Annotated in this window: 13 protein-coding genes; 5 read left to right on the forward strand and 8 right to left on the reverse strand. The window is 70.7% G+C overall.

The features are described 5' to 3' along the window. Position 1 precedes the first annotated feature (1 nt). From DY240_RS15480 to DY240_RS15505, 6 genes are all read right to left on the reverse strand, one after another. Positions 2-1,165 carry an ABC transporter ATP-binding protein gene (locus DY240_RS15480; RefSeq protein ID WP_119660750.1) on the reverse strand — a complete coding sequence of 388 codons (1,164 nt, stop codon included), beginning with the start codon at positions 1,163-1,165 and terminating at the stop codon, positions 2-4. Continuing rightward, positions 1,165-2,166 (reverse strand): ABC transporter permease, encoded by a 1,002-nt coding sequence (locus DY240_RS15485; RefSeq protein ID WP_119660751.1) that lies wholly within the window; start codon positions 2,164-2,166, stop codon positions 1,165-1,167. The genes DY240_RS15480 and DY240_RS15485 overlap by 1 nt, the downstream gene beginning before the upstream one ends. A 13-nt stretch (positions 2,167-2,179) precedes the next feature. Beyond that, positions 2,180-3,712: an ABC transporter permease gene (locus DY240_RS15490; protein WP_119660752.1), complete on the reverse strand. Its 1,533-nt coding sequence runs from the start codon at positions 3,710-3,712 to the stop codon at positions 2,180-2,182. Between the two features lie 178 nt (positions 3,713-3,890). Further along, entirely contained in the window at positions 3,891-5,648 is a 1,758-nt protein-coding gene (locus DY240_RS15495) for an ABC transporter family substrate-binding protein (protein WP_199701562.1), read from the reverse strand. Positions 5,649-5,831: 183 nt separating this feature from the next. After that, entirely contained in the window at positions 5,832-7,061 is a 1,230-nt protein-coding gene (locus DY240_RS15500; protein WP_158602868.1) for an MFS transporter, read from the reverse strand. Next, positions 7,058-7,660 (reverse strand): ArsR/SmtB family transcription factor, encoded by a 603-nt coding sequence (locus DY240_RS15505; protein ID WP_119660755.1) that lies wholly within the window; start codon positions 7,658-7,660, stop codon positions 7,058-7,060. Before DY240_RS15505 ends, DY240_RS15500 begins: the two co-directional genes overlap by 4 nt. A 201-nt stretch (positions 7,661-7,861) precedes the next feature. Between DY240_RS15505 and DY240_RS15510 the strand changes: the two genes are divergently transcribed. From DY240_RS15510 to DY240_RS15530, 5 genes are all read left to right on the forward strand, one after another. Further along, on the forward strand, positions 7,862-8,149 hold the full coding sequence (locus DY240_RS15510) for a hypothetical protein (RefSeq protein ID WP_119660756.1): 288 nt from the start codon (positions 7,862-7,864) through the stop codon (positions 8,147-8,149). 74 nt (positions 8,150-8,223) lie between these two features. After that, positions 8,224-9,021, forward strand: a complete 798-nt coding sequence (locus DY240_RS15515) for a hypothetical protein (protein WP_119660757.1) — start codon at positions 8,224-8,226, stop codon at positions 9,019-9,021. Positions 9,022-9,037: 16 nt separating this feature from the next. Next, positions 9,038-10,825: a fumarate reductase/succinate dehydrogenase flavoprotein subunit gene (locus DY240_RS15520; protein ID WP_119660758.1), complete on the forward strand. Its 1,788-nt coding sequence runs from the start codon at positions 9,038-9,040 to the stop codon at positions 10,823-10,825. Positions 10,826-10,837: 12 nt separating this feature from the next. Further along, entirely contained in the window at positions 10,838-11,626 is a 789-nt protein-coding gene (locus DY240_RS15525) for a succinate dehydrogenase/fumarate reductase iron-sulfur subunit (RefSeq protein WP_119660814.1), read from the forward strand. Positions 11,627-11,668: 42 nt separating this feature from the next. Then, positions 11,669-11,965, forward strand: a complete 297-nt coding sequence (locus tag DY240_RS15530) for a 4a-hydroxytetrahydrobiopterin dehydratase (protein WP_119660759.1) — start codon at positions 11,669-11,671, stop codon at positions 11,963-11,965. Between the two features lie 152 nt (positions 11,966-12,117). Here DY240_RS15530 and DY240_RS15535 read toward each other — a convergent pair whose 3' ends face one another. Continuing rightward, complete coding sequence (locus tag DY240_RS15535; protein WP_119660760.1) at positions 12,118-12,702, reverse strand: class I SAM-dependent methyltransferase; 585 nt, start codon at positions 12,700-12,702, stop codon at positions 12,118-12,120. A gap of 8 nt (positions 12,703-12,710) precedes the next feature. Further along, on the reverse strand, positions 12,711-14,360 hold the full coding sequence (locus tag DY240_RS15540) for a sialidase family protein (RefSeq protein WP_119660761.1): 1,650 nt from the start codon (positions 14,358-14,360) through the stop codon (positions 12,711-12,713). Between the last annotated feature and the right edge of the window lies 1 nt (position 14,361).

A 14,361-nucleotide genomic window follows, 5' to 3' on the forward strand; every position in this document is an offset into this window, starting at 1 on the left:
GTCAGACCGCCTCGCTCTCCGTGCGGAAGTACACCGTCGGGTCGTCGACCTCGGCCAGCTTGTCCCAATGGTGGCACGCCGCCACATGGCCGAGCTCGTCGGTGGCGGCCAGCGGCGGCTCGACCTCGCGGCAGACGTCGGTGGCCAGCGGGCAGCGCGGCGAGAACGGGCAGCCCTTCGGCAGGTTGATCAGCGAGGGCGGGGTGCCGACGATGGGCCGCAGCCGCGAACCGGCGCCGCTGCCCTCCAGCGACGGGATCGAGCCCAGCAGGCCGGCGGTGTACGGCATGCGCGGGTGGTAGAAGACGCGGTCGGTCTCAGCGATCTCGACCGGCTTGCCCGCGTACATGACGAGCACCCGGTGCGCCATGCCGGCCACCACGCCGAGGTCGTGCGTGATGAGCACGATGGCCGCGTTGACCTCGTCCTTCACCTGCACCAGCGTCTCGAGGATCTGCGCCTGGACGGTGACGTCGAGCGCCGTGGTGGGCTCGTCGGCGATGATGACGTCAGGATTGTTGATGACCGCCATCGCGATCATGGCGCGCTGCCGCATGCCGCCGGAGAACTCGTGCGGGTAGTTGTCCAGCCGCTTCTTCGGCTGCGGGATGCCGACCAGCGCCAGCATCTCCTCAGCCCGGGCCAGCGCCTTCTTCCGCGGCATGATCTCGTGCGAGAGCACCGCCTCGGCCAGCTGGTCGCCGATGGAGTACACCGGGTTCAGCGCCGTCATCGGGTCCTGGAAGATCATCGCGATCTTCTTGCCACGCAGGGTGCGCTGCTGCTTCGGCGACTTCTTCAGCAGGTCGTCGCCGCGGTAGAGGATCTTGCCGGCGATGCGGGCGGACTTGGGCAGCAGGCCCATGACCGCCATCGACGACACCGACTTGCCCGACCCCGACTCCCCCACGATGCCCAGCACCTCGCGCTCGTGGACGGCGTACGACACGCCGCGCACGGCCCGGACCAGGCCGTCGTCGGTGGGGAAGGAGACGGTGAGGTCCTCGACGCGCAGGACCTCCGTCTGGCCGGGACCGGAGGTCTCCTCCAGCTTGGTCGCGACGTGCACCTCGGCGGCGGACTCGGTGACGGCGGGCTGGTCCACGCTCCCGCCCGCGGCGGGGTCGGGCAGCGGTGCGCCGATCGGCATGCTCGGATTCGTCATCAGTCACGCACCCGGTTCTGTCGAGGGTCGAAGGCGTCGCGCAGCCCGTCGCCGATGAAGTTCACCGACAGGGCGATCGCGATGATGAACACGCCCGGGAACCAGAACAGCCACGGCCTGGTCGAGAACGCCGTCTGGTAGGTGCTGATCAGCTTCCCCAGGGACGTGTCGGGGTCCTGCACGCCGAAGCCCAGGAACGACAGCGCCGCCTCGAGCAGGATCGCCGCCGCGATGGCCAGCGTGGCCGCGACGATGATGACCCCGACGATGTTCGGCAGCATGTGCTTGACGATGATCCGCCGGGCCGACGTTCCGGCGGCACGTGCGGCCTCGACGAACTCCTTCTCGCGCAGCGACAGGAACTCGCCGCGGACCAGCCGGGCCAGCCCGGTCCACGTCACCAGGCCGATGACCAGGCCCAGCACGACGATGCCGGAGTCGCCGTAGCGGCGGCCGAGGACGGCGGCGATGACCAGCAGCGGGATGGTGATCATGACGTCGGTGAACCGCATGAGCACGGCCTCGACCCGGCCGCGGAAGTACCCGGCGGTGGCGCCGATCAGCGTGCCGATGAAGGTGCCGACGAGGCCGACGATGAACGCGATGGTGAGGGACTGCTGCACGCCGCGCATGGTCAGCGCGAAGTAGTCCTTGCCGACGTTGTCCTGGCCGAACGGGTGCTCGCCGAGGTGCATGCCGTCGCCGCCCAGCCAGGTGGGCACGACGCTGAGCGTCGGCCGGCCGCCGTTCTCGACGGTGGCGATGGACCAGTAGTCCTTGTCCCACCAGCCGGGGACGTTGGCGAAGCCGATCGAGCTGAACGCCAGCAGGACGATCAGCACGAGCATCGTCAGGCCGGCCAGGGCGGCGCGGTGCCGGAAGAACCGGCGGCGCACCATCTGCGCCTGGGTGCGGGCGACGACCGTCATGCCCTGGGCGTCGTCCGGCGCCGCGGTGGCGGCGGGGGTCGGGCCCGGGTCGGGAGTCGTGGGGTTGCTCATCGTTTCGTCCTCCTCACGACAACCGGATGCGCGGGTCGAGGAACGCGTAGGCGATGTCGGCCAGCATGTTGAAGACGACGGCCGCGGTGCCGGCGATCAGGAAGAAGCCCATGACCGGGTTCGGGTCGACGCGATTCAGCGCGTCGGTGAAGAGTCTGCCGAGGCCGGTCCAGCCGAAGACGTTCTCGGTGATGACGGCGCCGCTGAGCACGCCGGCGAAGTCGAAGGCCATGAGCGTCGTGATGGGGATCATCGCGTTGCGGAACGCGTGTTTGACGATGACGCCGCGTTCGGCGAGGCCCTTCGACCGCGCGGTGCGCACGTAGTCCTGGTTCAGCACCTCGAGCATGCTCGAGCGCGTGTACCGGGTGTAGGTGGCGAACGAGATCAGCACGATCGCGATGGTGGGCAGGATGAGGTGGGTGGCGCGGTCCAGGCCCTCCTCCCAGAACGTGCCCTCGAAGTTCGGGGTGCGTGCGCCGATGGTGGCGATGACGCGGCCGCCGACCCGGTCGGAGTAGCTGTCCCAGGCGCCGAGCAGCCGGTCGACGAAGAGCAGTGCGCCGGTGCCGAGGCCGGTGAGCACGGCGGCCTGCATGGCCTGCCGGCGTTGCAGCCCGCCCAGGCCGTAGCCGAGGCCGAGTCCGACGGCGACGGTGAGCAGGGCGAGCAGGATGATGGTCAGCCCGCTGGGGTCGTCGAGGACGGAGTCCAGCGCGAAGTGGCAGACGATGCCGATGCCGGCCGAGGCGAGGGCGGCGTAGAGCACGTTGCGATACGTGAAGCCGGCCACGACGGCGGTGGTCAGGAACGCCAGGCCGGCGGCCGTGACGGCGATGACGACGACGCCGAGCCCGGGGTCGGCGAACCACTGGGTCTCCGACAGCAGCCACAGCGCGCCGGCCGAGGCGACGAACGCCGCGGCGAACGTGGTGAGCCGTCGGTTGCGGTCGCCGGCGATGACGACCATCCAGAACAGTCCGCTGATGACGCCGAGGACGACTGCCACCCCGATGGGGACGGTCGGGTCGGCCAGCCAGTCGTTGAACCGGATGGCGCCGTACTCCTTGAGCAGCACCGCGACCCAGAAGATCGGCAGCGAGAAGAAGAGGAAGGCGCTGAACGTGACGGTGTAGTCCAGGCCGCTGTACTGGCGCAGGGCGGTGACGATGCCGACGGTGATGCCCAGCACCATCGCCAGCACGGTGGCGGCGACCACCAGCTGCAGCGTCTGGGTGAACGCCACGCTGAGCAGCGCGCTGACGTCCTGGCCCTGGATGCTCTGGCCGAGGTCGCACTCGAGCGCGAAGGGCACCAGGCAGCCAGCGGCACCCTTGAGCCAGATGAAGTACCGCAGCGGCGCCGGCGTGTCGAGGTTGAGCAGCCGGATGCGGGCCTCGATGAGGGCGTCGCGGTTGGGTGCGCGCGACTCCTGCAGATCCTGCAGCGGATTGCCGGCGTTCGCGGTGAGCAGGTACATCACGAACGTCGCGGCCAGCAGGATGAAGAACGAGATGATCACCCTGCGCACGATGAAGACCAGCATGGTTACACCAGCCCGTCGACAGTCATCAGATCAGTCCAACCCTCGTCAGGTCTGCACCCCCGCCCGTCAGGGTATGACGAGTTCACGGTGCAAGGGTCGGGCCAGGGGCCATGAAGCCCCTGGCCCGAACCATCGGGCCGGATCCGGCCGGGGTGCCCGGCCGGACCGGCGGAAACGGTCAGGACGTGCGCGACCACTCTTCCATGTTGAACGACACCTGGGTCTGGGCGGCGTTCTGCTGGACACCCTCGATGGCAGGGTTGTGGGCCGTGACGCCCGGGTGCGCGTACAGCGGGATGCTGAACAGGTCGGCCCAGAGCTGGGTCTCGATCGTGGTCAGCAGCTCGACCTGGCGGTCCGGGTCGACGGTGATGAGCAGCTCGCCCCAGGCGTCGTCGACGGTCTGGTTCGAGTAGCCGTACGGGTTCTGGCCCTCGTTGGTGCGGTAGAGCGAGGCACCGGAGGTCATGACGCCCGAGCCGGCCCACGCGAACAGGGCGACCTCGTAGCTGGTGACGTCGACGATGCCGGCGCCGAGGTCCTGGGTCGGGGTGTCGACGATCTCGAAGCCCGCCTGGTCGCAGGAGGCCTTGATGGCCGCGACCGTGTCAGCGCGCCGCGGGTTCGGGTCGGAGCGCAGGATGCGGATCTGGGTGCCGGTGGCACCGGCCGCCTCGACCAGCGCCCGCGCGCCCTCGATGTCGGGCTCGTCGTACTCGCCGCCGTAGGCCTCACCGACCACCTGGTCGTACTCGGGGTCCCACGGGAAGAACTCGCGCAGGTTCATGACGACGGCCTCGGGGTTCGCCGGCTTGATGAGGTTGTCGACGATCTGCTGGCGCGGGACGCACATCGCGAACGCCTGGCGCAGGTTCGGGTCGGAGAAGACCGCGCCCTGGGTCTGGTTGAAGTCGAGGTGCTCCCACGTCATCTCGTCACCGGTGATGACCGTGACCTGGTCGCCCAGCTGCTCCAACGACGCCACGAGGTCGACGCTCACCTGCGGGGCGATGATGTCGACCTCACCGTTGGCCAGCGCCTGGACCTGCTGGTCCTGCGGGATGAACCGGATGACGATGGTGTCGGTGGCCGGCGCGTCGCCGTAGTAGCTCTCGTTGGCGACCAGCGTCATCGACTGACCGGCCTCCCAGCTGTCGATGACGTACGGACCCGACGACGGGATCAGCGCCTGGTCGAGCAGCGCGCCCGGCTCCATGTCCCAGCCGCTGTTCCAGAACTCCGCGACCGGGGCCAGCGCCGCCATGTCGTCGTTCTGGATGGCCGTGACGAGCTCCTCCGGCGTCATGCCGGCCTGCTCGGCCGCGACGTGCGCGGGCAGGTAGGAGCTGGTGACGACCTCCCAGTCGGCGAACGGCTCGGAGTAGACGAAGTCGAACTCCTTGTCGCCCGGCTGGCACTGGGGCTTGGCCACCAGGTCGTAACCGGTGGTGCCCGGGACCGCGAACAGCGGAATGGGCTGGCCGTCCTCGCCGACCTCGTCGGTGATGTACTGACCGGACTGGGTCGCCCACTCGAGCAGGGCGTCGTCGCAGTCGATCGGCGTGCCGTCGGACCACACGGCGTTCTCGGCGAACGTGTAGTGCACCGTGAGCGGGTCCTCGGAGGTCACCTCATAGGTGCCGAATGCCTCGTTGCGGACGATCTCGCCCTGCGGGCCGAAGTCCCACCAGCCGTCGAGCACGCCGTTGAGAACGAACGTGTTCCACGTGCCGTTGCCGGTCTCGGAGTTGCCGTTGTAGGAGGTGAACTCCGCGTCGGACGCGACCGTGATGGGGCCGCCGGACGAGCCGGCGGGGGACTCGGTGTCGCCGCTCCCGGAGCCGTTGCTGTCGTCGTCGCCGCCACATGCAGAGAGCGCCAGCGCCCCTGCCGTGAGCACGGCGAAGACCGCCATACCCCTGCGCTTGGTGGTCAAGGTCTGACTCCTCGTGTGTCGGATCGCAAGGATCGCAGAATGAGAGTGTGGCTAACACCATCACCGCTACTGACGTACACACAAGGTGGCGGGGCGCGCTGTTACTGACCTGAAACCCAACCAGGGCCGCAGGCTACGAAATCACAACGGATCGGACACGAACGTTCCCGGAAATTCTCCTGTCTAATCGTTCCTGGACAGGACGGAAAGCGACCGGGCCACCACGAATCCCGCGGCGGCGATTCCGATTCCGCCGACGACGAATGGCAGTCGCAGGTCGACGGCGCCGAGCAGGCCGCCGGCGAACGTGCCGACCGGCATCAGCCCCCAGCCGAAGGTCCGCCACGCGCCGTGCACCCGTCCGAGCAACCGGCCGGGCACGAGCTCCTGCCGCACGGTGACGCTGACGATGTTCCACGCCGACACGCTGGCACCCACTACGACGAGTCCGGCGCTCGCCGTCACGACGTGGGGGACGAACCCGCACAAGGCGTATGACGCCCCCGTGACCAGCACCGACCCGGCCATCATGCGGGCGCGCCCGAACCGCCGGACCAGCCGGGGCGCGGCCAGCGCCCCGAGCACGGCGCCGACGGCCGCCGTCATGACGAACACGCCGTAGACGGCCTCCGGCAGCCCGAGCACCTCGAGGGCGTAGAGGACGAACACCGCCTGGGCCAGCGAGTTGAGCAGCGCGAGCACGACGTTGACGCCCCACAGCCGCCGCAGCAGCGGGTGCCCGGCGAGGAACCGGAGCCCCTCGGCGAGGGAATGGCGGGTGACCCGCTGCGGCGGGGTCTGCGCATGGGCCTCGGCCGAGCGCGCGGCGCTGAGCGGCAGGGTGAGGACGAGGACGGCGGCCAGCGCGTAGCTGGCCGAATGGAACACGAACGGCAGCGCCGCGGCGACGGCGAAGAACACGCCGGCCAGCGGGGCGGCGACGAAGCTCTGGGCGACGACCTCGGTGCCCTGGAAGCGGCTGTTGGCGCGGACCAGGCCGTCACGGTCGACCACCGACGGCACCATGGCCTGCAGTGCGCCGTCGGCCACCGTCTCGAACGCCCCGAACACGAACACGGCCGCGATGAGGGCGGCGATCACCATGTCGCCGGTGGCCACCAGCAGGCACACGACGCCCGCGACCACGGCGCGGATGCCGCACGCCACGGCCGCGACCCGGCGCCGGTCGAACCGGTCGACGACCGACCCGGACAGCACGCCGAACAGCAGCCACGGCAGGAACTGCGCCACGCCGAGCAAGGAGATGAGGACGGGGTCGCGGGTCAGCGTCGCCGCCAGCAGCGGCGCGGCCGTCGACGCGAACCCGTCGGCGAGATTGCCGCCGAGGGTCGCGCCCCAGAGCCGCGTGAACGCCGGGCCCAGCGGGCGCGACGAGCGCACGGTCGCGGTCACGGCACGTCCTGCGCGGCGACCGGGAACGTCCGCACCTGCACCTCGACGATGCGGGCGCCGGCGTCGTCGTCCGGGGCGTCCGCGTCGTCGCGTCCCGCGACCCGCTCGTGCCAGGCGTCGACGACGGCGGTGAGCTCGGCGCCGAGCCGGGCCAGCTCCTCGGGCAGCAGCCGCAGGTGCGAGGTCGAGTTGACCGTCGCCTGCCCCCATTCGCGCGGCACCTGCAGGTAGCCGGTGGTGAGCCAGTGCTCGAGCCGCGCGGTCTGGGCGCGCTGGAACTCGTCGACGACCAGCCGCGCGGCCTCGCCGCTGGCTCCGCCGGCGAGCTCGTAGCTGTCGAGCTCGCTGCCGCCGGGATAGGCGCGCCAGTACCGCTCGCGACCGGCGCCGCGCTGGGGGTCCTCCTCGACGAAGCCGTGCTTGGCGAGTTGGCGCAGGTGGTAGCTGGTCGACCCGGTGCTCTCGCCGAACCGCGCGGCCAGCATGGTCGCCGTGGCCGGGCCGTACGTCACCAGTGCGTCGTACAGCTGGACCCGCAGCGGGTGCGCCAGACCACGCAGCGTGGTCGCGTCGATGCGGCGTCGCGGAGCCTCGGGCACGGGTGAACGCTAGCGCTTGCCAACACTTCTTTGCAAGCATTCCTTTGCATTGCGGCGGCGATTTTACAAAACATGATCGTCCGGAAAATCAAGGGCAAGACCGTGTGATGTACGTCCCATCGCCGACAACCTCTGGATTCGTGGCCCCACCCGTGCCAGGCTGCGGCCTATCGCGACCGCCGACGCTCGCGGGAGGCAGTGATGGGAGTGTCCGAGAGCCGGGCCGCAGTGGCCGAGGCCGTGTCCGCACTCGACGCGGCGGTGGCCACCCTGCGCCTCCATTACGGCGATACGCTCGGCGTCCGCCGGCTGGTCAGCGACGTGGCCCGGCTCGGCGACGACCTCGCCGAACTCGGCGACCCCCAGCCAGGCCATCGGCCGCATCAGGCCCGGCAGCTGGAGATCGTGCCCGACGAGCCGTACGACCCTAGCATGTGGGCCGGCGCCGAGGACGAGGGCCTGGGCGCCCCCGACCGGCGCGCTCCATGACCGGTCCCTCCGCCCCCGCGCGAGGCCGCCCCCGTCCCCGTCCCCCGCTTCTCTGAAAAGAGCGCACAAGAGATATGGCCGCCCCTACCGGAATCAAGTCTCCGACCCGGGCCCGCATCGCCGCCCGCACCCTGCGCACCGACCGCTGGTGGCTCTATCCCACGTTCACCGCGCTGGTGCTGCTCGCCTTCGTGGTCTACGCCACCTACCGGGCCTTCGTCGGCGAGCACTACTTCGCCGAGCCGTACCTGACGCCGTTCTACTCGCCGTGCGTCACCACCGAGTGCGTCGAGGGCTCCAGCCACCTGGGCACCTGGGTGGGCGACTGGTGGCCGCTGTCGCCGGCGGTGCTGATCCTGGTCATCCCGCTGAGCCTGCGGCTGACCTGCTACTACTACCGCAAGGCCTACTACCGCTCGTTCTGGATGTCGCCGCCGGCCTGCGCCGTCGGCGAGCCGCACCGCCGCTACACCGGTGAGACCCGGTTCCCGCTGATCCTGCAGAACATCCACCGCTACGCGCTGTACCTGGCGCTGGCGTACAACGTGCTGCTGACCTACGACGCGGTGATGGCGTTCAAGTCGCCCGAGGGCGAATGGGGTCACATGGGTCTGGGCACGCTGATCCTCGTGGTCAACGCGGTCCTGCTGGGGCTGTACAGCCTGTCGTGCCACTCGTGCCGGCACATCATCGGCGGCCGGCTGCGCAACTTCTCCAAGCACCCGGTGCGCTACCGCGCATGGGGCATGGTGTCGGTGCTCAACGGCCGGCACGCGCAGCTGGCGTGGGCCTCCCTCGTCTGGGTCGCCTTCACCGACTTCTACATCTGGATGGTCGCGTCCGGCACCTGGTCCGACCCGCGGTTCTTCTGAGGAGCAGAGCGACACCATGGCTGAAATCGAACGCCACAGCTTCGACGTGCTCGTGGTCGGCGCCGGCGGCGCCGGTCTGCGGGCGGCCATCGCGGCCCACGACGCGGGCGCGAAAGTCGGCATCGTCTGCAAGTCGCTGCTGGGCAAGGCGCACACCGTCATGGCCGAGGGCGGCATCGCCGCCGCCATGGCGAACGTGTGGAAAGAGGACAACTGGAAGGTGCACTTCCGCGACACCATGCGTGGCGGGAAGATGCTCAACCACTGGCGCATGGCCCAGCTGCACGCGCAGGAGGCGCCCGATCGCGTCCGCGAGCTCGAGGAGTGGGGCGCGCTGTTCGACCGCACCCCCGACGGCCTGATCTCGCAGCGCGACTTCGGCGGCCACCGCTACGCCCGGCTGGCACACGTCGGCGACCGCACGGGCCTCGAGCTCATCCGCACCCTGCAGCAGCGCGCCGTGGCCCTCGGCATCGAGGTGTTCATGGAGTGCACCGTCACGCGCCTGTTCAAGGACGGCGGCCGCATCGCCGGCGCGTTCGGCTACTGGCGCGAGTCCGGCCGGTTCGTCGCCTTCGAGGCGCCGTCGGTCGTGCTGGCCACCGGCGGCATCGGCAAGTCGTACAAGGTGACATCGAACTCGTGGGAGTACACCGGTGACGGCCACGCGCTGGCGCTGGAGGCCGGCGCGAGCCTGGTGAACATGGAGTTCGTCCAGTTCCACCCGACCGGCATGGTCTGGCCGCCGTCGGTGAAGGGGATCCTGGTCACCGAGTCGGTCCGCGGCGACGGCGGCGTGCTGCGCAACAGCGAGGGCCGCCGGTTCATGTTCGACTACATCCCCGAGTTCTTCAAGGCCGAGACGGCGGACTCCGAGGAGGAGGCCGACCGCTGGTACGAGGACAAGACGAACAACCGCCGGCCGCCGGAGCTGCTCCCCCGCGACGAGGTCGCCCGGGCCATCAACGCCGAGGTCAAGGCCGGTCGCGGGTCGCCGCACGGCGGCGTGTTCCTCGACATCGCCTCGCGCCGCACGCCCGAGTACATCCGCCGCCGGCTCCCGTCGATGTACCACCAGTTCAAGGAGCTGGCCGACGTCGACATCACGGCCGAGCCGATGGAGGTCGGCCCGACGTGCCACTACGTCATGGGCGGCGTCGCGGTCGACCCCGACACCGGCGAGTCGGCGGTGCCGGGCCTGTACGCCGCGGGCGAGGTGGCCGGCGGCATGCACGGCGCCAACCGCCTGGGCGGCAATTCGCTCTCCGACCTGCTGGTCTTCGGCCGGCGGACGGGGCTCAACGCGGCCTACGCGGCGGCTCGGCTGAAGCGGCGGCCCGAGATCGGCGACGACGACGTCCGCGCGGCCTCGGAGCACGCGCTGGCGCCGTTCGGCATCGAGGGCGGCGAGAACCCGTACGCCGTCCAGCACGACCTGCAGGAGGTCATGCACAACCTCGTCGGCATCATCCGGACCGCCGACGAGATGGAGCAGGCGCTGACCGACCTGGCCGCGCTGCGCGAGCGGATCACCCGGCTCAGCGTCGAGGGGCACCGGCAGTACAACCCGGGCTGGCACCTGGCGCTGGACCTGCACAACATGCTGCGGGTTTCCGAATGCATCGCGAAGGCCGCGCTGGAGCGGACGGAGAGCCGCGGCGGCCACACCCGCGACGACTACCCCGCGACCGACGACTCCTGGGGCAAGGTCAACCTGCACTGCCGCCTCGACGGCGACGGCGTCGCCATCGCGCGCGAGCCGCTCCCCCAGATGCCCGACGACCTGCGCGAGCTGTTCAACTAGGAGAGTGTGATCGTGGGATACGACCTGAAGATGAAGGTGTGGCGGGGCGACGCCACCGGCGGCGACCTGGTGGACTACACCGTCCCCGTCGAAGAGGGCGAGGTGGTCCTCGACGCGCTGCGCCGCATCCAGGCGACGCAGTCGGGCGACCTCGCTGTGCGGTGGAACTGCAAGGCCGGCAAGTGCGGCTCGTGCAGCACCGAGATCAACGGCAAGCCCCGGCTGGCCTGCATGACCCGGCTCTCGACGTTCGAGCCGGGCGAGACGGTGACCGTGACGCCGCTGCGCACCTTCCCGGTGGTCCGCGACCTCGTCACCGACGTCTCGTACAACTACCGCGTCGCCGAGACCGTCCCGGCGTTCGCGCCGGAGCCGCGGCCCGCCGACGGCCAGTACCGCATGCAGCAGGTCGACGTCGAGCGCGGACAGGAGTTCCGCAAGTGCATCGAGTGCTTCCTGTGCCAGAACGTGTGCCACGTCATCCGTGACCACGAGGAGAACAAGCAGGCCTTCTCCGGCCCGCGGTTCTTCCTGCGCTACGCCGAGCTCGAGATGCACCCGCTGGACACCAACGACCGCCGCGCGCTGGCCCGCGAGCAGGCCGGCATCGGGCTGTGCAACATCACCAAGTGCTGCACGGAGGTGTGCCCCGAGGGCATCCACATCACCGACAACGCGATCATCCCGATGAAGGAGCGCGTGGTCGACCGGTCCTTCGACCCGGTCACCTGGCTGGGCCGGAAGATCTTCCGCCGCGACCAGCTGCCGGAGGCGCAGGTCCCCCAGGGCCGGGCGGAATGATCCCGGCCGCCGCCGGGTACGCCCGGTAGCGGAGGTGCACCGATGACCCTGCTCGACGACGACGGCGTCCGGGCGGCCCTGGAGGGGCTGCCCGGCTGGTCCGGCGACACGTCGGCCATCACCCGCGGCGTCGAGGCGCCGGACTTCCCCACCGGGATCCGGATCGTCGACGACGTCGCGGAGGCGGCCGAGGCGGCCGACCACCACCCGGACATCGACATCCGCTGGCGCACGCTGACGTTCACGCTGGCCACCCACTCCGAGGGCGGCGTCACCCAGAAGGACGTCGACCTCGCCGGCCGCATCGACGAGATCGCCGCCCGCCACGGCGCGAGGTGACCACGCGACCCACTGTCGATCGTGGAGTTGTGCGGCCATCTATCGGACATTTCACCCCACAATCGCCGAAGAACTCCAAGATCAACTTGGTGGTCGGCCCGCACGGCGGCGGCGCCGGCCGGCGAACCGCAAGCCGGGCCCGGTCGTCGCGATCAGCGGTGCCGCAGCACGCTGACGGCGAAGTCGGCGTCGTCGTGCCAGGCGCGCAGGTCCCAGGTGGCGAACCGGTGCTCCAGCCGCAGCCCGGCGTCGTCGACGTAGCGGTCGAAGTCGGCCAGCGCGAGGTTGCGGTTCACGTGGAAGCCGGCGACGACGAAGCCGTCCGGCACCACATGGGCACCCACCCGCCGCAGCACGTCGGTCTCCGTCCCCGGCGCCACGAACACCATGACGTTGCCGGCCAGCACCGCGGCGTCGAACGTCTCGCCGAGGTCCAGTTCGCTCAGGTCGCCGACGAGGTAGCGCGGCCCCGGGTAGTCCGTCCGTGCCGCCTCGATCAGCGCCGGGTCGACGTCGACGCCGACGACGGTGTGGCCGCGCTCGTGCAGCGCAGCGGCGATGCGCCCGGTGCCGCAGCCGGCGTCGAGTACCCGGGCATCGCGCGGCAGCATGGCGTCGACCAGCCGGGCCTCACCGGCGAGGTCGGCACCCTCGGCCGCGAGCTGCCGGAACCGCTCGATGTACCACTGCGAGTGGCCCTCTTTCGTCTCGGACATCCACCGCGTCGGCTTCGCCACATCCCCCATCACATCACGCGAGGACCAGCCCCAAGAGGTCGGGACTGAAGCGGACGCCGGACGAGTCGACGTGCTTGTCGACGACGGTGAACCGGACGGTGTGCCGGCCACGGCCCAGCTCGACCCGGCCGACCCGCTCGGTCCGGAACGAGCGCACCGACACCGTCGATGTGTCGATGGGGCCGCCGACCCGCGACCCGTCGACGTCGAGCACCACCACGCCGCCGTTCGCCTGGTGCCGGAACCGCGCGTAGAGGTCGTACTCCCCGCCGCGGGTGATCTCGAGCGTCGCCTCGAGGTACTGGCCGTAGTCGGTGGCGCACCTCGACCACGTGGCCGCCGCTGGCCGCCGGGTCCGCCGTCCGCACCACGGTGAGGCCGGGCGACGTCGTCGCCGGGAGGTCCTCCACCTCGAACGAGAGCCGCGTCGCCGGTCCGCGGCGGCCGGTGTCGGCGCCGCCGGTCAGCCAGGCGAGGTCGAACGTCGCGAACACGACGTCGCGCGAAAAGCTCGTGGTCACGCCCGGCTGGTGCTCGCGGCCGTAGAGCACGCCGACCCGGGCGCCGGGCAGCGCGACGGTGTCGGAGTACGACGCCGGGCCTTCGGTGAGCACGCGGCTGTACGGCCAGGTCATGCCCTCGTCGTAGGAGATCGAGACGGTCATGTTGCGGCGGGTCGGCGAGTCGGTGCGCGAGAAGACGATGCGACTCGGTTCGCGGTCACCGTCCAGGCCGCTGAGTCGGACGATGCCGGTGTCGATCGCGTTGACCGGCCGGGCCGACGCGTCCAGCACCGGCGGCGACCAGGTGGCGCCGCGGTCGGTGCTGACGGAGACGATCCGCGGGTGGGTGCCGCCGGACGCGTACCGGCCGAGCACGACCAGCGCGCCGTCGGGCCGCTCGATCAGCCGGGCCTCGTTCAGCGGGTACGCGCCGTCCAGCGGCACGCCGCCGCCGGCCTGCCAGGTCGCGCCGCCGTCGTCGCTGACGATCACGGTGACGCCGTAGCGCCGATCGGCGACGGGGAAGGCGATGGCCCTGCGGTGCCAGACCTGCAGCACCAGCCGGCCGTCGGTGAGCTGCAGGCCGTGCCCGGGGCCGGGCATGTGCAGCGTCTGCCCGTTCGGGTCGCCGTCGAACAGGTGGGTCAGCTCCGTCGGGGACGACCACGTCTCGCCGTCGTCGTCGCTGGTCACGACGTAGAGGCGGGAGCTGTCCGGCGAGCCGCCGGTGTTGCCCGCGTCGCGGAAGCACTCGGCGTGGAACAGGAAGATCCGGCCGGAGTCGCGGTCGACCAGCGGCGTCGGGTTGACCAAGGACTGGACGCCGTCGGAGCGGCGTACGTAGCGCAGCGGCTCCCAGGTGCGGCCGCCGTCGCGGCTGCGGCGGACGGCGAGGTGGTGCGGGTCGGCGTCGTGCTGGGTGAGGCGGGCCTCGGCGAACGCGAGCACCGAGCCGGCCACCGTCGTCGTCAGGCCGAAGACGTGGAAGACGGCCAGGCCGTCGTCGCCGGCGCGGAACACCAGCGACTCGTGGAAGTCGCCGGCAGCCGTGCCGGCAGCCGCGGCCGGTGCGGCCGCCGCCAGCGCGCCGATGGCGGCGGTACCGGCGGCGGCGCCGAGGACGAGGGTGCGGCGGCTGATCGAGGGGTGTTCCACG

The sequence above is a fragment of the Jiangella rhizosphaerae genome (assembly GCF_003579925.1).
In the GTDB taxonomy this organism is placed as follows: Bacteria; Actinomycetota; Actinomycetes; order Jiangellales; family Jiangellaceae; genus Jiangella; species Jiangella rhizosphaerae.